At 67.5% G+C, this 22,141-nt stretch carries 16 protein-coding genes; 8 read left to right on the top strand and 8 right to left on the bottom strand.

The genetic code is table 11. The features are described from left to right. Positions 1-93: 93 nt before the first annotated feature. The 3 genes from ACQ4N9_RS06205 to ACQ4N9_RS06215 all read right to left on the bottom strand — a co-directional run bounded on the left by ACQ4N9_RS06205 (position 94) and on the right by ACQ4N9_RS06215 (position 5,733). The gene (locus ACQ4N9_RS06205; RefSeq protein ID WP_390971279.1) at positions 94-2,349 is read right to left on the bottom strand and encodes a TonB-dependent receptor; all 2,256 of its coding nucleotides are present in this window, start codon (positions 2,347-2,349) and stop codon (positions 94-96) included. Positions 2,350-3,529: 1,180 nt separating this feature from the next. After that, positions 3,530-4,588, bottom strand: a complete 1,059-nt coding sequence (locus ACQ4N9_RS06210) for an ABC transporter substrate-binding protein (RefSeq protein ID WP_125463773.1) — start codon at positions 4,586-4,588, stop codon at positions 3,530-3,532. Beyond that, positions 4,585-5,733 carry an LLM class flavin-dependent oxidoreductase gene (locus ACQ4N9_RS06215; protein ID WP_390971059.1) on the bottom strand — a complete coding sequence of 383 codons (1,149 nt, stop codon included), beginning with the start codon at positions 5,731-5,733 and terminating at the stop codon, positions 4,585-4,587. The genes ACQ4N9_RS06210 and ACQ4N9_RS06215 overlap by 4 nt, the downstream gene beginning before the upstream one ends. Before the next feature lie 264 nt (positions 5,734-5,997). On the opposite strand from ACQ4N9_RS06215, the gene ACQ4N9_RS06220 reads away from it, so the two are divergent. Beyond that, positions 5,998-6,738 (top strand): class II aldolase/adducin family protein, encoded by a 741-nt coding sequence (locus tag ACQ4N9_RS06220; protein WP_390971061.1) that lies wholly within the window; start codon positions 5,998-6,000, stop codon positions 6,736-6,738. 41 nt (positions 6,739-6,779) lie between these two features. On the opposite strand, the gene ACQ4N9_RS06225 is transcribed toward ACQ4N9_RS06220, so the two are convergent. Continuing rightward, on the bottom strand, positions 6,780-8,009 hold the full coding sequence (locus ACQ4N9_RS06225; protein WP_390971063.1) for an acyl-CoA dehydrogenase family protein: 1,230 nt from the start codon (positions 8,007-8,009) through the stop codon (positions 6,780-6,782). Between the two features lie 282 nt (positions 8,010-8,291). On the opposite strand from ACQ4N9_RS06225, the gene ACQ4N9_RS06230 reads away from it, so the two are divergent. The 5 genes from ACQ4N9_RS06230 (at position 8,292) to ACQ4N9_RS06250 (ending at position 15,210) form a co-directional block, all read left to right on the top strand. Next, positions 8,292-9,377, top strand: a complete 1,086-nt coding sequence (locus tag ACQ4N9_RS06230) for an ABC transporter substrate-binding protein (RefSeq protein WP_390971065.1) — start codon at positions 8,292-8,294, stop codon at positions 9,375-9,377. Beyond that, complete coding sequence (locus ACQ4N9_RS06235) at positions 9,374-11,605, top strand: TonB-dependent receptor (protein WP_390971067.1); 2,232 nt, start codon at positions 9,374-9,376, stop codon at positions 11,603-11,605. Before ACQ4N9_RS06230 ends, ACQ4N9_RS06235 begins: the two co-directional genes overlap by 4 nt. Positions 11,606-11,684: 79 nt before the next feature. Next, complete coding sequence (locus ACQ4N9_RS06240) at positions 11,685-12,860, top strand: LLM class flavin-dependent oxidoreductase (RefSeq protein ID WP_258646305.1); 1,176 nt, start codon at positions 11,685-11,687, stop codon at positions 12,858-12,860. A 3-nt stretch (positions 12,861-12,863) separates the two neighbouring features. Further along, positions 12,864-13,688 carry an ABC transporter permease gene (locus ACQ4N9_RS06245; protein ID WP_390971069.1) on the top strand — a complete coding sequence of 275 codons (825 nt, stop codon included), beginning with the start codon at positions 12,864-12,866 and terminating at the stop codon, positions 13,686-13,688. Then, complete coding sequence (locus ACQ4N9_RS06250) at positions 13,681-15,210, top strand: ATP-binding cassette domain-containing protein (RefSeq protein ID WP_390971071.1); 1,530 nt, start codon at positions 13,681-13,683, stop codon at positions 15,208-15,210. Before ACQ4N9_RS06245 ends, ACQ4N9_RS06250 begins: the two co-directional genes overlap by 8 nt. On the opposite strand, the gene ACQ4N9_RS06255 is transcribed toward ACQ4N9_RS06250, so the two are convergent. From ACQ4N9_RS06255 to ACQ4N9_RS06270, 4 genes are read right to left on the bottom strand one after another with little or no spacing between them, the layout of a single operon-like run. Beyond that, entirely contained in the window at positions 15,182-16,138 is a 957-nt protein-coding gene (locus ACQ4N9_RS06255) for an ABC transporter permease (RefSeq protein ID WP_390971073.1), read from the bottom strand. The two genes, ACQ4N9_RS06250 and ACQ4N9_RS06255, sit on opposite strands and share 29 nt — an antisense overlap. Next, positions 16,138-17,718, bottom strand: coding sequence for an ABC transporter substrate-binding protein (locus ACQ4N9_RS06260; protein ID WP_390971076.1), 1,581 nt, complete (start codon positions 17,716-17,718; stop codon positions 16,138-16,140). The genes ACQ4N9_RS06255 and ACQ4N9_RS06260 overlap by 1 nt, the downstream gene beginning before the upstream one ends. Beyond that, complete coding sequence (locus tag ACQ4N9_RS06265; protein WP_390971078.1) at positions 17,715-18,905, bottom strand: LLM class flavin-dependent oxidoreductase; 1,191 nt, start codon at positions 18,903-18,905, stop codon at positions 17,715-17,717. The genes ACQ4N9_RS06260 and ACQ4N9_RS06265 overlap by 4 nt, the downstream gene beginning before the upstream one ends. Beyond that, a complete protein-coding gene (locus ACQ4N9_RS06270; RefSeq protein WP_390971080.1) occupies positions 18,902-19,981 on the bottom strand; it encodes a PhnD/SsuA/transferrin family substrate-binding protein in 1,080 nt (359 codons plus the stop codon). The genes ACQ4N9_RS06265 and ACQ4N9_RS06270 overlap by 4 nt, the downstream gene beginning before the upstream one ends. 262 nt (positions 19,982-20,243) lie before the next feature. Between ACQ4N9_RS06270 and ACQ4N9_RS06275 the strand changes: the two genes are divergently transcribed. Continuing rightward, entirely contained in the window at positions 20,244-21,314 is a 1,071-nt protein-coding gene (locus ACQ4N9_RS06275) for a sigma-54 interaction domain-containing protein (RefSeq protein WP_125463786.1), read from the top strand. 55 nt (positions 21,315-21,369) lie between these two features. Next, the gene (locus ACQ4N9_RS06280) at positions 21,370-22,023 is read left to right on the top strand and encodes an SMI1/KNR4 family protein (protein WP_390971082.1); all 654 of its coding nucleotides are present in this window, start codon (positions 21,370-21,372) and stop codon (positions 22,021-22,023) included. The last annotated feature ends 118 nt before the right edge of the window (positions 22,024-22,141 follow it).

Raw genomic sequence — 22,141 nt, forward strand, 5'->3', positions numbered from 1 at the left:
CTCTCACAGGTTTGCCAGCGTCGTTGTGGGAGCTGGCTTGCCAGCGATGAGGCCCGTATCAGCAGTGCAAGGCCGTTGCTTCTACCCCGTGGCTCAGAACTTGGCCGTAACGCTCACACCCGCAGTACGCGGATCGCCGTAGGCCGCCCAGTACGGCGAGCTGCCGCGGTTCAGCGACAGCCCGTGGACCTGGTACTGCTTGTCGGTGACGTTGTTGACGTAGCCGGTGACGCTGTACTTGTCGTCGGCAGTGGCATAGGTCAGGTGCACGTTGGCCAGGGCGTAGCCGTCCTGGTCCAGCCAGTTCCAGTCCGAACGCTGGTAGGCCGAGGTGAAGTACTCCTTGCTCTGGTAGCGCACATCGCCACCGATATTGATCTTGCCCGGGATGTCCAGCGGCAGGCGGTAGTCCAGGCCCAGGGCGTAGACGTGCTTGGGCGAGCGCACGAAGCTGTTGCCTTTCCACAGGTCGCCGGTGAACTCGGTGTCCAGGTAGGAGGCGCTGAACTGCACCAGCAGGTCGTCGATCGGGCGTGCCTGGATTTCCAGCTCGGCGCCCCTGGCCTTGCCCTGGGCGTCGTTGGCCAGCAGCGAGACGATGCTGCCGCTGGCGGTGGTGGTGGTCGCGCTCACCTGCATGTCGTCGTAGTCGTAGTAGAAGATGTTGGCGTTGGCGTTCAGGCGCCCGTTGAACCATTCCGACTTCAGGCCCAGCTCATAGGAGTGCAGGGTTTCCGGGTTGACCGTGCTCAGTTGCTCCAGGCTGCTCGACAAACCGGTGTTGAACGCCCCGGAGCGGAAGCCCTTGGCGTAGCGGGCATACACCCGCAGGTTGTCGGTGAGGCGGTATTCCGGGGTCAGGTCATAGGTGACCGCGCGCCAGGTCTTGTTGCGCTGGGCGTTGCCGTTGGCCCCTGCGCCGGCGATGGCTTGTGGGTCTTGCAGGTTGCCGAAGTCCCACCAGTCGCCGCCGTCGCCGCCGGTGAAACCGCTGCCGGTGTACTGCAGCAGGTCCAGGTCGATGTCCTTTTTCTCCTGGGTCCAGCGCAGGCCGCCGGTGAGGGTGAAGGCATCGCTGAAGTCGTAGGCGAGGTTGCCGAACAGCGCGTAGCTGGTGCTGTTGTGGTCGAAGTCGATGCCGGTGTAGGCGGCATCGCTGTCCAGCACCGAGGTCGCCTGTTTGCTGATCAAGGCTTCGTGGAAGGCGTGGGCGCCGACGATCCAGCGCAGGGTTTCGTTGGTCGGCGAGGCCAGGCGCAGCTCCTGGGAGTACTGGCGCCAGCGGTTGTTGGTGTAGGCGTGGCCGCCTTCGACCGGGGTCAGGTCATCGTCGTTGGTGGCGCGCTGGCGGGTCTGGTCGTAGGCGGTGATCGAGGTCAGGCGGTAGTCGCCCAGGTCGTAGTTGAGGGTCAGGGAGGTGCCGTCGTGCTGGACCTTGGATTTGTTCTCGACGTTGCTTTCGATGTAGCGGCGGTGCGGGTCCTGCCGGGTGTAGCCGTTCAGCCAAGGGAAGCGGCCCACCGGCAACAGGCCGTTGGCGTTGCCGCGCGACTCGCTGTTGTGGATGTTCCACAGCGCTTCCAGGTCGGGGTTGAGCTTGGCCAGGAACTGCAGGCGGAAGGCCTTGCGGTCGATGGCGTCGTTGTCGCCGCCGATATTGGTGTTGCTGACGAAACCGTCGCGCTCCTTGGAGTAGATCGACACCCGCGCGGCCAGGCGGTCTTCGACCAGGGCGCCGCCGATGGCGCCGTTGACGATCTGCTCGTTCTTGCTGCCGTAGGCGAGGGTGCCGTAGCCGTCGGTGTCGAAGGTGGGCCGCTTGCTGATCACGTTGACCGCGCCGCCGGTGGTGTTCTTGCCGTACAGGGTGCCTTGCGGGCCGCGCAGCACTTCGATGCGGTCGATGTCGAACAGCGGGTCGCCACCGGCCAGCGGTGCGTTGAGGTAGACGTCGTCGGCGTAGATGCCCACCGGGAACACCGTCGCGGCGCCGACGTCGCCGGTGCCGACGCCGCGGATGTACCAGCGTGGGCGGTCATCGCCGTCGGGGTTCTTGGCCTGGGCGTTGGGCACGAAGGTCAGGGTCTTGCCGACGTAGTCGGTGGCGGTCTGGCCGAGGTTCTCGCCGCTGACCGCGGTGACGGCGTTGGCGATGTCTTGCACGCTTTCTTCGCGGCGCTGGGCGGTGACTGTGACGGTCTTCAGGGCTGGGCTGGCTGTGGTGGTTGCCGGGGTGTCCTCGGCGGTGGGTTCGGCGGCGAGCAGGTGTGGGCTGGCCAGGGCGCCGGTCAGCAGGCTGGCGTGCCACAGGGCGCGGGTGATGGGGTTGATAGGGGTGCGGATGGGCATGGTGGCTCCGTTGTCACTGGCAGAATATTTATGAGGGCGCCACGCGGCGTACTAGGCCATAGCAGACCTTGTGCCAGCTTTTTGCGTTTTATAAGTTATTGATTTGTAACTGTTATTTGTTTTTTTGGGTGGGGTGTGTTGAGCGGCGAGCAGTTGATTGCTCATGGGGTGCTGATCTGGCAGCAGTGACGGGGGTGGGATCTTGGGGGGGCAGGTTTACGCGGGGCGTTGGTCTGTTAGTTGCTCGGCGTTCGGCGTTCGGCGTTCGGTGTTGGGTGTTGGTTTTGGACGTTGTATGCGCATTCATTTGTGATGTCGACGCGTAGTCACCTTTCCGCCCTTACGGCGGGTTACTTTTTTTCTTGGAAAAAAGTAACCAAAAACCGCTCGCTCCATTCATACGGCCCTCCGCTGCGCTCCGGGTCCCTTCGCTCCGGCGTCTTCCGGGCCCGCGCGGCCTCCGACTTGCTGCGCAAGTCTACATCTCGCGCCTTCGGCTGCGCCGAAGGGTGCTGCGCACCAGGGCCCTCCAGACGCCTACGCTCAGCCTCCTGAAGTCGCGAAGTTAGGGGCGGCGCCTGGGCTGGCGTTAGCTGTCGCTAGTTGGATTGGTTGGGAACTCAGGACTGCAATCGCTGGCAAGCCAGCTCCCACAGGTTAGTGCGAATTTTCAAACTTGCGCTGTACCTGTGGGAGCCGGCTTGCCGGCGATAGGGCCCGAATAAACAATGCATAAACAACAGCCAAACCTAGATAGCCGCATTACTGCTCTTGATCTGCTCTTGATCTGCTCTTGATCTGCTCTTGATCTGCTCTTGATCTGTTTTTGCTTTTGCTTCTAAGCGCGCAATAGTTCAGGCAACACAAATTGCGACTTCAGGAGGCCGAGTGGAGGTGACTGGAGGGCCCTGGTGCGCAGCACCCTTCGGCGTAGCCGAAGGCGCGAGATGTAGACTTGCGCAGCAAGTCGTAGGCCGCGCGGGCCCGTAAGGCACCGGAGCGAGGGGACCCCGGAGCGCAGCGCAGGGGCCGTATGATGGGAGCAGGCGGCTTTGCCTACTTTGGCCAAGACCAAAGTAGGCCGCCGTAAGGGCGGAAAGGTGACTAAAAGTCGCCATCGCCGCTGAATGCGCATACATCTACAAAAACCAACACCTTGAACTCAGGCTCAGGCTCAGGCTCAAACCGCCAACCGCGAAGTCGACCGCAACACCGCCTCAAGCACACTAAAGTCAATCCACTCCCGCACATCAAACCGCCGCGGAATAAACCCCCACCGGTGCAAAAAATCGGTGAAATCCTGCAACCCCACAATCGACTGCTCATCAAGCATGGTCCGCAAGCGCCGATGCGCATCCTCCCCGTAAGCCGTGGCCACCCAATGCTCACTGGTATTCAGCTCACGGGCCAGAAACTGCCGGGTTTCCTCCGGATGCGCCCAAGCCCACTGCTCAGCCCGCAACACACTATCGACGATCAGCCGCGCCGCCTCGGGATGATGCTGCAGCAGGTGGCCATCCATGGTCAGGGTCCGCGGCGTGCCGTTGTTCGAGCGGATCAACGGGTCAGGGTGCGACCCCGTGTCGATGACCACATGCAACCCGAACTCGTTGGCCAGGCTCACCGCATGGGCACCCTTGAGGAAGATCGCATCGATGTCGCCGCGCAACAGACCGATCAGTTCGTTGTTGCGCAGGATCGGCCCGTTGCTGGCGTAGGCCACCGTGGTGCCGTGCACGCGGCGGATCTGCTCGTCGCTGTGGGTGCCGCCGTAGGGGTAGTCCACCAGCTCCACGTCACTGACGCTCAGCCCTTCGAGCTTGAGGGCGTTTTCCAGGCCGCGCAGGGCCTGGGCACGGGTGAAATCTATCTGCACATTGGCCCACTTGGGCAGGCCGAAGCGCCGGTGACGCAGGTCGCGCACGCTCTTCACGCCGCTGTCTGCGGTGGTCAGGATCAACTGCACCTCGTCGCTCCACGACAAGCCGAGCAGGCGCGTGTCGCGCCCGCTGGCGTAGGCCCAGATCGCCGGGATGTTGCCGCCATGGCGCACCGAGTTGGGCAGGTGGTGGTCGTAGTGGGCTTCGCGCACATCGCGCAGCGCCGACTCGCGCAGCGCCTGGATATTGGTGCCGTGCGGGCGCAGGGCCTCGGCCAGGCGCCCGGACTCGACAGCAAGGCCGAGCCCGGTCGGTACCGGGCTGTGGGTGTACCAGAGGGTGTCCAGTGGGGTGCTCATCGCAGGTCCTTGCGTGGCTGGTCGGGGGTGTTGCGCAGCAGCGGCAGGACTTCCTGGCCGATGCGCAGGGCTTCTTCGAGGTGCGGGTTGCCGGCCAGGATGAAGGTCGAGAAACCAGCCTCCTGGTACTCGGCCAGGCGTTCGGCGATGTTCTGGTGGCTGCCCACCAGGCCCACGGCCGGGCCGGGCTTGGCCTTGGCGAAACCGGCCCACAGGTTCGGCCCGATGACCAGGTCGTCGAAGCGCTCGAGGTGTTGGTGATAAGCCGTCTGGCGGGCGGCGCCGACCGAGTCGGAGCCGCGGGTGAAGTCCTGGCTGACCTGGCTGGGGCGGTTGCCGATGGCCTCGAACTGCCGGCGCAGGTCACGCCAGGCAGCGTCTTCGGTCTCGCGGGCGAACAGGTCCACGCGCAGGCCGAAGCGCACCTGGCGGCCCTGTTTGTCGGCCAGTTCGCGCACCCGCTCCAGGTGCGGCTTTAGCGCCGCCACCGGCTCTGCCCAGTTCAGGTAGACGTCGGCATGCCGGGCGGCAACGTCCAGGGCCGGGTCGGAGAAGCCCGAGAAATACACCGCCGGTTTGCGCTCGTGGCGCAGCTCTTCGGGCAGGCTGCCGTGCTCCAGGCGGTACACCTCGCCCTCGTAGCTGAACTGCGGGTGGCGCCACAGGCCGTCGATGATGTCGAGGAACTCGTCGGTGCGCCGGTAGCGCTGGTCGTGGTCGAGGAAGTCACCGTGGGCCCGCTGGCTGGCGGGATTGCCGCCGGTGATGATGTTCCAGTCCAGGCGGCCGTGGCTCAGGTGCTGGAGGATCGCGGCCTGCTGCGCCACGTAGGCCGGCAGCGTCCAGGCGGCCTGGAACGCCACCAGAAAACGCAGGCGCCGGGTTTCCCGGGCCAGGGCCGCGGCGGCGATCCATGGCTCGGGGCCGGTGGGCAGCAGGGCGCCCTCGAAGCCTGCCAGCTCGGCGGCCTTGGCCACCTGGGCGATGTAGTCGATGTAGGTGAAACCGTCGGCGCTGCCGCTGGCCGTGCGGCCGGGGGCGATATGGCCGGGCCGGGCCGAGAAACTGCCACGGTCGTGCAGGTCGGTGCTCAGCTGGTGGCCATCGCTGCCCAGCGGCAGGCGCCAGAAGAATTCACTGCTCATGGATTCGCGTTCCTGAACCAAAGGTAGGGGTGACAAGGGATAGCAATGCCCATGCCACGCCCCTGGCAGCGGCCTGGCGAGGGCTTGCCGGTGGCCGCTGCTGCTGGAGCAGCACTCCGTCAGCAATGGCTGCTGGGGTGTCAGCAGCTGCGGGCCGCCCGCGTGCGACACAGGCCAGCGCGGGCGCGGCGCGGCCCACCTGGCACAGGTTCTGCTGACAGGCCAGGCAGCCATCAACGGCGCATACCCTTGCCAGGAGTCAACATGAGCCAGATTTCCCCACTTCTCGACGCCGCCATTCTGGCCCAGGTCGAGCAGGCCAAGCGTGATACCGCCAAGGTATTCCGGGTGCTCAAGGACAGCCGCACGCTGACCGCCACCAACACCTTCCAGGCGCACCTGCGGGTGCCCGGCACGGACCTGGTGATCGCCCTGGCCACTCCCAGCCCATGGGACGACGACCAGAGCATCCGCGCCGTGGTCGCCAGCTACGACGGCGTGGTCCACCTCGATGAATACCTGGCCCCGGGCGTGGCGCTCGGCGAAAGCCGCCAGGGCGGCGCGGGCAAGCGCTACGCCGCGGTGCTGCAACAGCGCCCCGAGGTCAATGTAGTGATCCACGTGCACACGCCGTACCTGGGCGGCTGGGCCGGCGCCCACCGCGCATTGCCGCTGGACTACGCCGCCGCCCAGCGCGTCACCCTGGCCCGCGAGCTGCCGGTGTACATCGACCGCCGCCAGCCGGAGTCGGCGTTCATCGTGCAGGTGATCGAGGCCAATCCGCACACCCCGGCGATTCTTGAAGCCAATGGCGGGGCGACGTTCTGGGGCGAGGGCATCCTCAAGTCGGCCAAGTGGATCCTGCTGTTCGAGGAGGGCGCCTACTTCCAGACGCTGGCCGAGGCGGTCGGCGGTGGCAAGCCGTTCGGGCCCGGCGTGCTGGAGCAGCAATGGCGCATGAGCGGGCTGTGGGAGGAGGGCCGGGCGCTGATCGCCGAGGTTTAGCCGCGGGTTGCCGCAGCGCCCCGGGGCGCTGCGGTGGTGGCTCAGCCTTGCTTGGCGCGCAGGCCCTTTTCACCCTTGGCCAGGATGGCGGTGTACTCGCCCGGGTCGACGCCGTTGAGGTAGTAGTTACCGATGTGATGCAGGCGCCAGCGGATCGGGTCGTGGGTGGTGTGGGCCCGGGCATCGCGCCAGAAGCGATCGAGGTTCCATTTGCTGAGGATCGCGCTGGCACCCAGCAGCGAGAAGATGTCGCTGGCGATCTTCAACGCGGCGGCATCGGCATGGGCGCGGGCGGTGGCCACCGCCAGGATCAGTTCGTCCTGCAACGGCTTGTCGTCCTCGTCCTGCAGGTGCTGGTCGAACAAACGGGCGGCCTCGCGCAGCACGGCTTCGGCGCCGCGCAGGGCCACGGCGTACTCGCCGACCTGGCGGATGATGTGCGGCTCTTCCCAGGCATGCTCCACACCGCTTTCCACCCAGGGCCGGGCACGGCTGCGCAGGTACTCGCTGCCGGCCTGCAGGGCGCCGGCGGCGATACCGCTGTCGATGGCCGCGTGGAGGATCTGCGGGAAGGTCAGGCCGGTGCGCTTCATCGGCCCTTCGCTGGCGACGAAGAAGTCGTCGTCCACCTCGATGTCGTGGAAGTTGACCGTGCCGCTGACCGAGTGGCGCTGGCCGAAGGCGCGCCAGTCGTCGATCAACTCAAGGCCAGGCGCCGCGCGGTTGATCCACACGCCGGCGGCGCCCTCGCCGTAGCTGGCGGTGAGCCAGATCCAGTCGGCCAGGTAGGCGCCGGTGCAGTAGAACTTGCTGCCGTTGAGCAGCAGGCGGCCGTCGGCGCCACGCGCCAGCTGGGTCTTGATGGCGAACTTGTTCTTGCCGCCGACTTCCGCCAGGGCGTTGGCCAGGCGCTTGCCGGCCAGCACGTCGGCGAGGATGCGGGTGCGGGCGGTGGCGCTGTAGCCCTCGACGATGCCGCGCAGCATCACGTTGTGGATCTGCAGGATCTGGCCGACGCCGCCATCGGCGCTGGCGATCAGGCGCACCACCTCGACGATGGTCGCCACCGAGGCGCCAAGGCCGCCGTACTGGCGCGGTACGCCGATGGCGGTGAGGCCGCTGGCGCTGAGCAGCTCGGCCTGGCGGATGGGCAGTTGCTGTTCGTTGTGCGGGTCGCTGGCCAGCTGGCTGATTTCGGTGGCCACTTCGCGGGCCACGGCGATGGCCTCGGCCTCGCTGTGCAGGGTTCTTGTGTGGGGGGTGTGGCTCATGGTGGCTCCTGGGTAGGTTAGGCGAGGCAGGGGCAGGAGCAAGTTCTGCGCCAGCGCCCGCAAACACCCTGGGCGCGGGCCTGGCAGCGGCGAGGCAGGGGCTACGAACGGGCCGTTTGCGCAGCCAGCAGCAGCGCACTGCTGGCCAACTGCTGCTGAGGCAGCAATAACCCCTTCAGGTGAGCGCAAAGCTCCGGAATACCTGGGCTGCAGCGGTTGGCATGGGCATTGCGATGTGCTCGGCAAACGGCCTTGTCGGCCCTCTCAATCCTGGAGTACTTCATGCCAAACGCTGCCAGCGCACCCGCGTCGCCGCCCCCATCCCTGGACCGCCTGTGGTTCACCCGTTGCCCGGTCCCCACCGCCTCCGGGCTGGCCTACAAACTGGGCTGGCTGCAACAAGAGTTCGCCGCCGACGGCATCCGCGTCGACACCTTGCAGGACGCCCGTGAACTGGGCCGCCATCACTACGACCACGAGCTGCCCGGGCTGATCCGCGAGGGCGGCAACGTGCCGGCCCTGGCGGCGCGCGCGGCGGGCTCGCCCACCCGGCTGATCGGCCTGACCTGGATCGAGGAGTGGCAGACCATCCTGGTTCGCCGCGATGCGGGCATCAGCCGCCCGGCCGACCTCAAGGGCAAGCGCCTGGCCTTGCCGGCCTGGAGCGAGGCCGGGCGCCCGGGCAGTTTCGTCCGGGCCATGAGCCTGCACGGCTACAGCAGTGCCCTGAAGCTCGGCGGGCTGGACTTCGATGACGTGCAGCTGGTCGAAGTGCCGCTGGCCAGCCTCGACGACGGGCCGGGGCCGGCCCGCATCGACCACCTGCAACGGCTGTGGAGCGGCCTGGATTACCTGGTGCGCGGTGAAGTCGATGCGGTCTACGTCAAAGGCGGCGCCGCGGCGGACGCGGCGCGGCGCCTGGGCCTGGTGGTGGGTATCGACCTCGACCTGATCGCCGCGCCGCGCTACCGCATCAACAACGGCACGCCGCGGCCGATCACCGTTCACCAACGGCTGCTCGACGAGCACTTCGACCTGGTGGTGCGCTTTCTCGCCCAGACCCTGCTGGCGGCCGACTGGGCCCGGGACAACCTTGGCCCGCTGCGCGCCATCCTCGCCGAGGAGACCGCTTCCGAGCAGGCGGGCATCGAGCAGGCCTACCGTGGCGATTTCCACGCCTCGCTGCACCCGGACCTGTCTGCCGAGCGCCTGGAATACCTGGCCCTGCAAAAAAACTTCCTCTACCGCCATGGCTTTCTCGAACGCGACTTCGAGTTGGCCGGCTGGGCCGACCCACGCCCGCTGCAGGCGGCCCACGAACTGATCGCCCGCCGTCATGGCGCCCGGGCCGGAGTGACACACGCATGAAACCGCCTTTCCAGTTGCAGCGCCTGGCCTTGCTGATCGCCTTGGGTGCTGGCCAGGCCCTGGCCGCCGACAGCGTGGCGCCGCAAGCCGACCCGCAGACCCTGACCACGGTCACCGTCACCGCGCAGAAACGCGAAGAGTCGCTGCAGGATGTGCCGGCGGCCATCTCGGCGGTGTCCGCCGAGCAGATCCGCAACACCGGTGGCGGCTTCACCGCCGGCAAGGCGCTGCAGGATGTGCCGAACGCCATTGCCCCGGAGTTCGCCGGCCACCAGCGCCCGCGCTGGTACATCCGTGGCATGGGCTCGGGCGACATGGCCTCGACCACGGTGTACCCGGTGGGCATCTACACCGACGATGTGTATATCAGCCCCCACGTGGCCACGGGCTTCCCCCTGTACGACCTGGAGCGGGTGGAAATCCTGCGTGGCCCTCAGGGGACCCTGTGGGGCAAGAACACCACCGGCGGGGCGATCAACTTCGTGTCGCGCAAGCCGAGCTTTGCCGAGCCCGCCAATGGCTACTTCAAGGTCGATGCCGGCAACTACGCCTCACGGTTGTACGAAGGTGCCTATGGCGGCAGCCTGGTGCAGGACCGCCTGGCGGCGCGGGTGGCCTTCAGCGAGCAAAGCCGCGATGGCCAGTTGAAGAACCTGGTGGACGGCCACACGGTCGGCGATGTCCATGACCAGGCGGTGCGCGCGCAACTGCTCGCGCAAATCAGCGAAGACCTGCAAGCGACCCTGCAGCTGCATGCCCGCGACTACCTCGGCCAGGGCATCGCCACCCGTGCCTGGGGCAGCGGCCCCGGCTACACCACGCTGTTCGGCCCGACCCCGGTGCTGGACACCGACGAAGCCGCGTTCACCGGCAAGGCCGAAGACCGCATTCGCCACAACGGCGTGCAACTGGGCCTGAAATGGGAACTGGGCGAGCTGCAACTGGACTCGATCACCGCCTTCGATGATGTCACCGAGAAGGCCCAGGGCCCGAACATGAGCATCTATGAGTTCGGCCGCTCCTATGGCGACGACCACTGGAAGCAGGTGTCCCAGGAGCTGCGCCTGTCGTCGCCGCGTGATCAGACCGTCAGCTGGATCGTCGGCACCCACCTGTTCCACGAAAGCCTCGACAGCGCCAGCAGCAGTGCCATCCTGCCGGCGGCCTACAACCAGGCGTTCGACGTCGCCAGCTATGGCCGTACCGACCTTGAGCAAAGCACCACCAGCTACGCGCTGTTCGGCAGCAGTACCTGGCAGGCCACCGATGACCTGCGCCTGACCCTTGGCCTGCGCTGGACACGCGAGACCAAGGACATCGACCTCGACCGCGTGGTCGCACCCGACGCCGCCAGCGTGTCGGTGGGCAGCAATGCCGACTGGTGGCGCAGCTATAACGGCGCTCTGGTGACCGCCGCGCAGCAGGACGACAAGCGCACCTGGAACAAGCTGACCTACGACTTCACCCCCGAGTACCAACTGAACGACAACGCGCGGGTGTACTTCCGTTACGCCAAGGGCTTCCGTTCCGGTGGCTTCAATGGCGGCGCCACGGTGCAGGCGGAAACCTCGGTGGTGTCGCCGGAGACCGTCGATGCCTACGAGCTGGGGATCAAGAGCGAATGGCTCAACGAGCGCTTGGTGGCCAATGCCAACGTCTTCTACTACGACTACTCGGACATCCAGGTCAATGCGGTGTCGGTGCGTGACGGCCAGGTGGTGTCGCTGCTGACCAACGCCGCCCAGGGCGTGATCCGCGGCGCCGAGTTCGAGCTGCAGGCGCTGCCGCTGGACAACCTGCACCTGAACGCCTCGGTCGGCCTGCTGCACACCGAGCTGCAGGACTTCGTCTCCGGCGGCGTGGACTACTCCGGCAACCGCATCGCCCGCTCGCCGGCGCGCACCCTGTCGCTGGGCGCCCGCTACCGCATCCCGCTGGCCGGCGGCGATGCGGTGACCCTGGAAAACACCTGGCGCTACCAGGGCCGCATCTACTTCCTGCCCACCTCCCAGGAGGACCACAGCGTGTCCCAGGGTGGCTACACCCTGGGCAACGCCAGCGCCACCTACCACTTCGGCGGCGCGCTGGACCTGGATGTCAGCGCCTACGTCAACAACCTGACCGACAAGCAGTACAAGACCGACAGCGTGCCGTTGCCGTTCGATATCGCCTGGGATGCCCGTGGCGACCGACGCACCTACGGGCTGTCGCTCACCACCAACTTCTGACCGAGCGGGGGACACACCCCGCCCTGGCACCCGAGCCGTCGCGTGCACCCGACGAACCTCTTTTCAAGGAACAACCCTGATGGCGATCAAACTGCTCTGGTACCTCACCGCCCCCGACGGCCCTTACCCGTGGGAGGCCGAGGGCCGCTGGCGAACCGGTTTCAACCACCTCAAACAAGTGGCCGTGGCGGCCGACCGCCTAGGCTATTACGGCGCGCTGCTGGGCACCGGGCCCAACGCCAACCTGGTGACGGCGACCTCGCTGATCGACGCCACCGAGCGCCTGCGCTTTCTGGTGGCCCAGTACCCCGGCGAACTCTCGCCCGCGGTGCTGGCCCATTACGCGCTGACGTTCGACAAGTACTCGGGCGGGCGCCTGCTGCTCAACCTGGTCAACGGCAACGACGACGGGCTGGCGTCGCTTGGCGTGCATTTCCCCCACGCCGAGCGCTACCAGTTCAGCCGTGATTACTGGCGTGCGTTCCAGCATGTGTATGCCGGCCGTACCGAGGCGTTCGACAGCCCCTACGTCAAGCTTGCCGCCCGTGCGCCCGAGGACGCCGAGCACCCGTTGGGTGGCTGGAACGCGCCACGGCAATTGCCCGGCGTGCCGTTCTGGGGGGCGGGCAGCTCGCCGGCCGGGGTGGCCCATTCGGTGGAGTTGCTGGACGTTTACCTGAGCTTTGCCGACACCCCGCGCAAGCTGGGCGACAAGTTCCGCCGGGTCGCTGCCGAGGCGGCCAAGCTTGGGCGCACCCTGAGCTACGGCACGCGCCTGCAGATCATCGTGCGGGAAACCGAGGCGCAAGCCTGGGCGCATGCCGAGCACCTGCTGCAGCGCACGTCGTTGCAGACCGCGCTGGACGCGGTCGCCAGCCAGTTGCCGGCCGGCGAGACGCTACACAGCTACCGCAGCGAAGACCCGCGCGTACAACGTTGCCTGGAGGCCCTGAAGGCCGGGCGCTTGCCGGCGCTGCGTGACCTGGAGGTGTACCCCAACGTTTGGACCGGCCCCAGCCTGTTCGGCTTCGACATCCTGCGCCCGGCGGCGGGCACCTACCTGGTCGGCAGCGCCGAACAGGTCGCCGAGCGCCTGCGCGAGTACCAGGCAGAGGGTGTTTCGGCGTTCATCCTGTCGGGCTTCCCGCTGGTGGACGAGGCGCAGCGGGTGGCCGACCTGCTGTTCCCGCTGCTGGAGCTGGACCACGGTTTCGCCGTGACCCCGCTCAACGGCTCCCATCGCCAGGAGGGCTGAGCCATGCGCCAGGTTGCCCAGGGTTCGGCAACGCAGCTGTTGCGCCGTGGCCTGTTGTGGTTCGCGGCGATCCTGCTGCTGGCCTTGTGCGGCCCTTGGCTGGCACCCCATGACCTCACCGCCTTGCGCGGCGAGGTGTATGGCCCGGCGCTAGGCGGGGCGCCGCTGGGCTTCGACTACCTGGGGCGCGATGTGCTGTCGCGGGTGCTGGCCGGCGGTCGTTCGCTGGTGCTGATGAGCCTGGCCGCCGCCACCCTGGCCTTGCTGGTGGGCACCGTACTGGGCCTGCTGGCGGGGTTCAGCCGCGGTTGGGCGGACCGCCTGTTGCAGTGGTTGGCCGACCTGTCGCTGGCCTTTCCGGATTTGATCCTGGTGCTGCTGGTGGTGTCGTTGCTCGGCCGTGAACCGTGGCTGATCGTGGCGAGCGTGGCGTTCGCCTTCTTGCCGGGCACCTTGCGCCTGGCCAGGAGCAGCGCCCTGGCCCTGGCCGGGCAGGAGTTCGTCGAGGCGGTGCGGCTGCTGGGCGTGCCGCGTTGGCGGATCCTGCTCGGCGAAATCCTGCCGAACATGCTCGGGCCGCTGCTGGTGCACTACGGCAACCTGCTGACCTGGGCGGTCGGCATCCTCTCGGGCTTGAGCTTTCTGGGCTACGGGGTGGCGCCACCGGCGGCCGACTGGGGGCTGATGATCCAGGAAAACCAGATGGGGCTGCGCCTGCAGCCGTGGCCGGTGCTGTTGCCGGTGTTGTTGATCGCTTCGTTTGCCTATGCCTGCGACCTGCTGGCCGAAGGCGTTTCCCGTTGTTTCCAGGAAGGTAGCCATGTCTGAACACCTACTCACTGTCAGCGGCCTGCGGGTGGCCCTGGCCTCGGGGCGCGAGGTGCTCAAGGGGATCTCGTTGAACATTGCCGTCGGGGAGATCGTTGCCCTGGTGGGCGAGTCTGGCGCGGGCAAGTCGACCCTGGCCCTGGCGCTGCTGGCCCACGCCAGGCGCGGTGCCAGGGTCAGCGCGGGGCAGGTGCTGGTGGCTGGCCAGGCGCTGCTGGGCTTGCAGGGCGATGCCCTGCGCCAGGCCCGTGGTGGGCTGGTGGGCTATGTGCCGCAGGATCCGGCCATGGCCCTCAACCCGGCACGGCGTATCGGCAGCCTGCTGCTGGAAACCTTGCGCGCGCACCAGCGCCTGGCGGGCCCCGCCGAACAGGCGCGGCTGCGCCAGACCCTGGTCGATGTCGGCCTGCCCGACGATGCCGGGTTCCTGCGCCGTTATGCCCATCAGCTTTCCGGCGGCCAGCAACAGCGCCTGCTGCTGGCGTTGGCGTTCGTGCTGCAGCCGCGGCTGATCGTGCTGGACGAGCCGACCACGGCGCTCGATGTGACCACCCAGGCCCATGTGCTCGAGACCTTGCGCGGGCTGTGCCGGCAGCGCGGGGTGGCGGCGCTGTATGTGTCCCACGACCTGGGGCTGGTCGAGGCGCTGGCCGATCGGGTGCTGTTGATGCGTGACGGTGAGTTGCTGGAGAGCGCCACGGCCACGGCGTTCTTCCGCCAGCCCCGCCATGCTTATGGCCAGCAGTTGCTGGCCGCCATGCCGCAACGCTCGACGCGCAGGCCCTGCGCGCCGGGTGCCGACGCGCTGCTGAGCGTGAGCGGGCTGTCGATCCGCCAGGGCGGGCGAGCCTTGCTGAGCGCGGCGGCCTTCACCTTGCACGCGGGCGAATGCCTGGCGTTGGTCGGCGCCTCTGGTTGCGGCAAGACCAGCCTGGCCCGGGCGTTGGTTGGCCTGGGTGAGGAGGTGAGCGGGCAGTTGCTGCTGGACGGCGCGCCGCTGCCCTTGCCTCTGGACAGGCGCGATGCCCGGCAGCGGCGCGCCGTGCAGTACGTGTTCCAGAATGCCTACCGGGCGCTGAACCCTCGCTTGCGCATTGCCCAGAGCCTGGCCACGCCGCTGTGCCACTGCTTCGGCCTGGCCGGTGCGGCATTGCAGGCGGCCTTGGCCGAGGCGCTGGCCAGGGTGGCGTTGCCGCTGGAGGTGCTGCGCAAGTACCCCGGCGAGTTGTCCGGGGGTGAACGCCAGCGGGTCGCCATCGCCCGTGCCCTGGCGTGCAGGCCCAAGGTGTTGGTGTGCGATGAGATCACCTCGGCGCTGGACGCTGCCACCCAGGTGGCGATCCTCGACCTGCTGCAAGGCTTGCAGGCCGAGGGCCTGGCCGTGCTGTTCGTCACCCATGACCCGCAGGTGGTGCGCAGCCTGGCCAACCGGGTGCTGACCTTCGACGCCGGGCGGCTGCTGGAGCGCCCGGCGCACCTTGCGCCTGTGTTGCTCAACCCGCCGTGCGCAGCCGTGGGGTGAGCAGTACCGTCAGCCCATCGGCCAGCAGATTGACCAGCACCACGAATGCCGCGACCAGGCTGATGCCGGCCTGGATCAGCGGCACGTCGCGGCGGCGCAAGGCATCGTTGAGCAGATTGCCCAGCCCGGGGTAGTTGAAGGCGATTTCTACCAACAGCACGCTGCTGAAGAACACGCTGAGCACCAGGGCCATGCCCTGTACCAGCGGCAGCAGGGCATTGGGCAGGGCGTGGCGCAGCAGCAGGCGCCAGGGCGCGATGCCGCGCAGGCGGGCGGCGTCGAGGTAGTCGCTGTTCCAGGCCTCGATCATTGCCGCCCGTTGCAGGCGCACCAGGTAGGGCGCGGCCGACAGCAACAGGGTCAGCGCCGGCAGGGCCAGGTAGCGGGGCTGGGCCCAGGGCGAACGCTCGCTGTCGAGCAGCGACATGGCCGGCAGCCAGGTGAACACGCTGGTGGCCAGCAGCATGATCAACAGCACCGCGACGACGAACACCGGCAGCGACTTGAACAGCGCCAGCAGCGGCAGGCACAGGCGGTCGAGCCGGCCACCCTGGCGCAGCGCCAGCAGGCTGCCCAGGGCCAGCGCCAGCAGCAGCGCCGGCAGCGCAAAGGCGCCGAGCAGGGCCAGCGAGGCGCCCAGGCGCTCGGCCAGCAGCGGCACCACGGCGACGTGGGAATCCAGCGACTGGCCGAAGTCACCGCGCAGGGCGCTGCCCAGCCAGTCCAGGTATTGGCGGGCCAAGGGCCGGTCCATGCCCAGTTGGTGCCGCAGGGCCTGCACGCTCGATGCCGGCGCGCCGGGGCCGAGGATCACCCGTGCCGGGTCCGAGGGCAGCAGGCGGATGGCGAGGAACACCAGCAGGCTGATGCTCAGCACCCCCAACAGACCGCCGCCCAGGCGCAGCGTGAGCCAGCGCAAGGGCCGCATCAGGCGTGCTCCTTGAGCCACAACTGGTCGAAGCGCCAGGTGGGGAACAGGGTCTTCTCGGCGTGCGCGCCGCCCACCCGGCTGGAGACGCCGTCCAGCAGGTTGGCGTAACCCCATACCAGCAGGCCGCCGCGCTCGTACTGGATACGTTGCGCCGCGTGGACCAACGGGGTGCGTTTGGCCAGATCGGGCTCGGCCAGGGCCTTGAGGAACAGCTCGGCGAACTGCGGGTCGTTGAAATGGGTCTTGTTGGCCACCGACACCGGCGCGTCGGCGTGCAGGGCGCAGGTGAGGAACGGCGCACCGATGCTGCCGCCGGTGCTGAAGGCCCATTCGGTGTGCTGGGGGCCGTTGAAGGTGGCGCTGTCGACCTGGCGCACCTGGACGTCGACGCCGGCGCGCTTGGCCTGTTCGGCGAACACCAGCGCCGAGGTCACGGCGGCGCCGTCCTGCTCGGCCACCAGCTCGACGCTGAGCTGCTCGTGGCCGGCCTCGCGCAGCAGCGCCCTGGCCTGCGCCACGTCGTGGGGGCGCGGGGCAATGCTGTGGTCGAAGGTCGGGTCGTGGGGCGCGTACAGGTCGTTGGCTACCCGGCCCTGGCCGTTCAGGGCGCGGGCCACCAGCTCTTCGCGGTCGGCCAGCAGGCGGAAGGCCTGGCGCACCCGCACGTCATCGAACGGCGCTTTTTGTGTGTTCATGTCGAAGCTCAGCCAGTTGCTGGTCACCGAGCTGAGGGTGTGCACGTTGGGCACGCCCTGCAACAGGCGCAGGTGCTCGCCGGCCAGGGCGTTGGCCAGGTCGATCTGCCCGGCCTGCAGTGCGGCCAGGCGCGCGTTCTGGTCTTTGAAGTCGATGATCTCCAGCTCGTCGGCGTAGGGCTGGTTGGGCTTGTAGTAGTTCTCGAAGCGGGTGAACAGCGAGCGCTGGCCGGGGGTGAAGCTTTTCAGCTTGTAGGGGCCGGCGCCCACCGGGTTGGTTTGCGGGTGGTAGTCCACCGGCACGATGCCGCCGAAGTTGACCCAGGTTTCCGGCAGCGGCACGAAGCCGGCGCCGTCGACGAAGCGTACGCGGATGGTGCGGTCGTCGAGCTTTTGCAGGTTGTCGCGGTCGATCCAGTGCAACAGCGCGGCGTAGGGCGAGGCCAGTTGCGGGTCGGTGAGGCGGCGCACCGAGAAGATCAGGTCGTCGGCGTCGATGGTCTTGCCGTGGTGGAACTCCAGGCCCTGGCGCAGGCGCAGGGTCCACACCTTGCCGTCGGCGCTGACCTCGGCCTCTTCGGCCAGGGCCAGGCGCGGCAGCATGTTTTCGTCCCACTCCCACAGCTTGCTGTACAGGGCGAAGCCGCGGACGATGCCGCCGCCCATGGGCTTGTGGGCATCCAGGTCACCGCCGGGGCCGCCGTCGATGATGCCCAGGCGCAGGCGCCCGCCATGGCGTGGGCCGCTGTCGCCGGTGCTGCTGGTGGCAGGGCGCGGGGCTTGGTCGCAGCCGCCGAGCAGCCCGGCGCCTAGCGCCAGGCCGCCCAGGGCCAGGCTGGCGCCGATGAAGCGACGCCGGCCAAAAGGTGGGCGCTCGATCATGCCGGCACCCCCGGGTTGCTGGCCGCTGCCTGGCGGCCGGCGGGGCGGCGTTGCTGACGGAAGTGCGGCAGGATGTGCTCGCCGATGCGGTAGCTTTCTTCCAGGTGCGGGTAGCCGGCGAGGAAGAACAGGTCGATGCCCACCGCGTGGTACTCGCGGATGCGCGCCACCACGTTGGCGTAGCTGCCCACCAGGGCGATGCCCGGCGGCAGGCCGATGTAGCCGAAGCCCGACCAGACGTTGGGGTGGATGAAGAAGTCATCGAAGGCCACGCCTTCGTGCTTGTCGCCGTATTCGTGCTCGAAGCTCAGCTTGCGCGCCGAGCGCAGCCCGGCATGGGCGGCCAGGGCCTTGACCACGCCCTTGGCGATGCCTTCGTCGAAATAGCGCTTGGCTTCGGCGAAGGCTTCTTCGTCGCTGGGGCGGGTGATCACGTCGATCGACAGGCCGAAGCGGATCCCGGGGTTGCCGTGGGCGATGGCGCGCTGGCGCACATCGTCGATCAGGGCGCGGATATCCTCGGGGCGTTCGGCGCGCATCAGGTAGTAATCAGCGTGCCTGGCGGCCAGCTCGCGGGCCGCCTCGGAGGAGCCGGCGGTGCAGATCAGCGGCAGCTCGGCTTTTTTCTGCGGGCCGCGCAGGCCGCCGCCGTCCGCCTGGTAGTAGGTGCCCTGGTAGTGGAACTGCTCGTTGTGCCAGTAGCCCTTGACCACGTCGAGGAATTCGCTGGCGCGGCGGTAGCGGTCGTCGTGGTCGGTGAAGTCGCCGACCTGGCGCTGGATCACCTCCGAGCCGCCGTTGATGATGTTCCACACCAGGCGGTTGCCGCTGGCGCGCTGGTAGGTGGCGGCCATCTGCGCGGCGGCGAAGGGCGAGAAGTGGAAGGGCTGGAAGGCGGTGACGAACTTGAGCCGGCGGGTTTCCCGGGCCAGCAGCGAGCACACCGTCCACGGCTCTTCGCCGCCGGGGGCGTTGACCATCAGCACGCCGCCGAAGCCGTTGATTTCGGCGGCGCGGGCGATCTGGCCGAGGTAGTCGATGTAGGTGAAGTCGTCGCCCACGGCAAAGTCGGAGACCGCGCCGCCTTCGCTGGACGTTGCCTGCCAGTCGCCGCGGTTGCGTGGGTCGCCGGGCAGGTGAAGGGTTTCGCCATGCAGCGGCAGGCGGGTGAAGAAGTCGATGCTCATGGGGTAACTCCGGTGGCGTTCTGGGCAGTGTCGAGGGCCGGCCAGGTGTGCTGCAGGTTCTGTTCGAGCAGGGCCTGGCGGGTGAAATGGGTGGCCAGCGCCGGGGCGATGTCGACCTTGGCGCGGACCAGTTTGTTGTCCAGGGCGTACTGGCTCAGGGCGTTGTAGTGGGCCAGCAGTTGGGCGTCGGTTTTCGGTGCCCAGCGCTGCGCCCATGGCACCGGGTCGCCCTGGCTTTCCCGGCGCAGCACGCTCTCTGGGGTGCCGGCGCGCGAGGCGTAGCGGTAGAAGGCGTCGGCGTTCTGTTCCTGGGCGATCCAGCCGGCGGCGCGCACCCAGGCGTTGGCCACCAGCTGGGTGAGGTCGGCGTGGTCGTTGACGAAGCGGTCGGTGGCCCACAGGTCGGAGACCAGGCGCCAGTCGTTGCTGCCTTGCTTGGTCGACCAGATCACCTTGGCCACCTGCTTGTCTTCGAGCAGGTAGCTTTCGCTGAGCAGCACGGCGGCATCGACCTTGCCGGCGGACACGGCGGCGGCGCCCACCTGGGGGTTGAGGTTGCTGATCTTGAAGTCGGCCAGGCTCAGGCCCTTGCTGGCGAGGAACTGGCTGAAGGCGAACTCCCAGGGGCGGCCACGGTGCAGGGCCAGGCGTTTGCCCTTTAGGTCTTCGATGGTGGTGGCGCTGGAGTGGGCCGGCACCACCAGGTAGACGTTGTCGCCGTTGCCGCCGGGCACCACCAGCTTGCCCGGCACGCCGCCGGCCAGGGCGATCACCGAGGGCAGGTCGCCGCGCACGGCGAAGTCCAGGCTGCCGTTGGCGAAGCCTTCGTTGATCTGCGGGCCGGCGTTGGCGTGGGGCAGGGCTTGCCATTGCAGCTCGGCGCCGCGCTCGCGCAGGGCCTGTTGCAGCCAGCCTTCTTCCACGACCCGCCCGGCGATGCCGCCGAACACCGGCTGGCCGCCCTGGGTGAAGGAAACGATGGCGATCCTGACCGGCACCAGCGGTTCGGCCTGAAGTGGCCAGGCGCAGAGCAGTGAGGCGAGGGCGAGCAGGCCGTTACGGCAGAAAGTGAGCATGGGCGCGATCCTTGGACGAGTGCGATGCCAAGGCGTCGGCAAGATGCATGCCAGGGGTTTTTCGCCGGTTTTGGCGGGCTGCAGGCGGCACGGCTGCTGGTTCGGGGGCAGCTGTTGCTGCTGCACTGCTGCTGGAGCAGCAGTGGGGTGGCTATGTGTAAAAAGGAATATGCAAAGACGAATTTATAATTATTTGGCCTAACAGGGTTTGGGGCATGATGCGCCATGGCACGCCCATCGCCGCCGTTGTAAGGAAACGATCATGACCCAGCTGACCCACCCACACGCCCGTGAACTGACCAAGTCGGTCCGCGCCACCGTGCTGGTTTTCAAGGACCCGCGCTCCCAGGAGCTGCTCAGCCGCATCGAGCGGCTGGCGCCCAGTGAAGCCAATGCGTTGATCATTGGCGAAACCGGTACCGGCAAGGAGCTGGTCGCTCGCCATGTGCACCACCTGAGCCGGCGCAGCCAGGCGCCGTTCGTGGCGGTGAACTGCGGCGCCTTCCCCGAGACCCTGGTGGAGAGCGAGCTGTTCGGCCACGAAAAAGGCGCCTTTACCGGCGCCACCAGCAGCAAGGCCGGCTGGTTCGAGGCGGCCAACGGCGGCACCCTGTTCCTCGACGAGATCGGTGACTTGCCGCTGGGCATGCAGGTCAAGCTGCTGCGGGTGTTGCAGGAGCGCGAAGTGGTGCGCCTGGGGTCACGCACGCCGATCCCGATCAATGTGCGGCTGGTGGCCGCGACCAACGTCAACCTGGCCGACGCGGTGGTGGCCGGGCACTTTCGCGAAGACCTGTTCTACCGCCTGCACGTGGCGACCATCCGCCTGCCGCCGCTACGCGAGCGGCCAGGGGACATCCTGCCGCTGGCCGAGTTCTTCCTTGAGGAGCACTGCCAGCGCCTGGGCTACCAGCGTGCGTGCCTGAGCGAGGAGGCCGAGCGCAAGCTGCTCACTCACCCGTGGCCGGGCAATATCCGCGAGCTGGAAAACGCCCTGCACCATGCGCTGCTGGTGTGCCGCCACCAGCGCGTGCAGCCGGGCGACCTGAACCTGGCCGACCTGCGGCCCAACTTGCCGGCAGCGGCAGCCGCCGGCTACGCCGCGCCCTTGGAGGTGAGCCTGGAGGCAGCGCTCAATGCGCTGTACGAACAGAACCTGGACAACCTGTACGAGCACATCGAGGCCACCATCTTCCGCACGGCCTACCGCTATTGCCACGGCAACCAGTTGCAGACCGGGCGGTTGCTCAACATCAGCCGCAATATCGTGCGTGCGCGGCTGGAGTTGATCGGCGAGCTGAAGCCTTCAGCCCAGGCGGCCGGCCAGGGGTGAGGCGCTGTGCCTGGTCCTGCTCTATGCTCAAGCCTTCGTCCATAGGGGGTTTGTGATGAAAGCAGTATTAGAGCGACTGGATACGTGGTTGGAAACCAACCTGGACGAAGTACATGCAGACCTGGCGCCAGGCTGCCCGGAGGCTGCGCTGGCCGAGTTCGAAGAACTGGTTGGGCGGGACTTTCCGGAGAGCTTGAAAGCACTCTACCGATGGCATGACGGGCAAAGAGGCAAGGCGAGCACTGGGCCGTTCTTTGGGCTGACTTTCCTGCCTTTGGCAGAGGCTCTTAAACATTGGGCGTCGTGGAAGGACCTGGTCGAGGAGTGGTCTGACGAAGACATGGCGGCGGCCAGCGACTTCTGCAACTCGGTACCACCGGGTGCCATCAAGCCGCTCTATGCCAGCCGTTACTGGATTCCGTTTGCCTACGACTATGGCGGCAATCACCTGGGGGTGGACCTGGACCCTGCGGAGCAGGGCAGCGTGGGGCAGGTCATCAATTTTGGCCGCGATGAAGAAGAGAAATTCGTGGTGGCCAGTTCTGTGGAGGCCTTTGTGGAGTGGCTGGTCGAGCAATTCGAGACTGGCAATGTGGCGATCAGGGTGGAGGATGATGGGGCGCGCAGCCTGAATACCAAGGTGCCGGAGCTGCATCATTTTCTGGATTCGGTGCAGGTACTGTTTGCTGAGCAACGGCTGGGGGGGTGAGGGTGGATTCCAGGTGCCTGCCTTGCAGTCGCATGTGGGCCACCAGGTGCTCGGCGGTGTTTTTGCAGCGCCCTCAAGATCGAGCGCCGCCCGCGCGGCGCATCGCTGGCAAGCCAGC

This window comes from Pseudomonas sp. ES1, from assembly GCF_050586605.1.
Lineage (GTDB): Bacteria > Pseudomonadota > Gammaproteobacteria > Pseudomonadales > Pseudomonadaceae > Aquipseudomonas > Aquipseudomonas sichuanensis.

Excerpts from the sequence above, each read along its gene's own strand:
- ACQ4N9_RS06205 (WP_390971279.1), bottom strand. The coding sequence starts at position 2,349 with ATGCCCATCCGCACCCCTATCAACCCCATCACCCGCGCCCTGTGGCAC.
- ACQ4N9_RS06210 (WP_125463773.1), bottom strand. The coding sequence starts at position 4,588 with ATGAGCACCCCACTGGACACCCTCTGGTACACCCACAGCCCGGTACCG.
- ACQ4N9_RS06215 (WP_390971059.1), bottom strand. The coding sequence starts at position 5,733 with ATGAGCAGTGAATTCTTCTGGCGCCTGCCGCTGGGCAGCGATGGCCAC.
- ACQ4N9_RS06220 (WP_390971061.1), top strand. The coding sequence starts at position 5,998 with ATGAGCCAGATTTCCCCACTTCTCGACGCCGCCATTCTGGCCCAGGTC.
- ACQ4N9_RS06225 (WP_390971063.1), bottom strand. The coding sequence starts at position 8,009 with ATGAGCCACACCCCCCACACAAGAACCCTGCACAGCGAGGCCGAGGCC.
- ACQ4N9_RS06230 (WP_390971065.1), top strand. The coding sequence starts at position 8,292 with ATGCCAAACGCTGCCAGCGCACCCGCGTCGCCGCCCCCATCCCTGGAC.
- ACQ4N9_RS06235 (WP_390971067.1), top strand. The coding sequence starts at position 9,374 with ATGAAACCGCCTTTCCAGTTGCAGCGCCTGGCCTTGCTGATCGCCTTG.
- ACQ4N9_RS06240 (WP_258646305.1), top strand. The coding sequence starts at position 11,685 with ATGGCGATCAAACTGCTCTGGTACCTCACCGCCCCCGACGGCCCTTAC.
- ACQ4N9_RS06245 (WP_390971069.1), top strand. The coding sequence starts at position 12,864 with ATGCGCCAGGTTGCCCAGGGTTCGGCAACGCAGCTGTTGCGCCGTGGC.
- ACQ4N9_RS06250 (WP_390971071.1), top strand. The coding sequence starts at position 13,681 with ATGTCTGAACACCTACTCACTGTCAGCGGCCTGCGGGTGGCCCTGGCC.
- ACQ4N9_RS06255 (WP_390971073.1), bottom strand. The coding sequence starts at position 16,138 with ATGCGGCCCTTGCGCTGGCTCACGCTGCGCCTGGGCGGCGGTCTGTTG.
- ACQ4N9_RS06260 (WP_390971076.1), bottom strand. The coding sequence starts at position 17,718 with ATGATCGAGCGCCCACCTTTTGGCCGGCGTCGCTTCATCGGCGCCAGC.
- ACQ4N9_RS06265 (WP_390971078.1), bottom strand. The coding sequence starts at position 18,905 with ATGAGCATCGACTTCTTCACCCGCCTGCCGCTGCATGGCGAAACCCTT.
- ACQ4N9_RS06270 (WP_390971080.1), bottom strand. The coding sequence starts at position 19,981 with ATGCTCACTTTCTGCCGTAACGGCCTGCTCGCCCTCGCCTCACTGCTC.
- ACQ4N9_RS06275 (WP_125463786.1), top strand. The coding sequence starts at position 20,244 with ATGACCCAGCTGACCCACCCACACGCCCGTGAACTGACCAAGTCGGTC.
- ACQ4N9_RS06280 (WP_390971082.1), top strand. The coding sequence starts at position 21,370 with ATGAAAGCAGTATTAGAGCGACTGGATACGTGGTTGGAAACCAACCTG.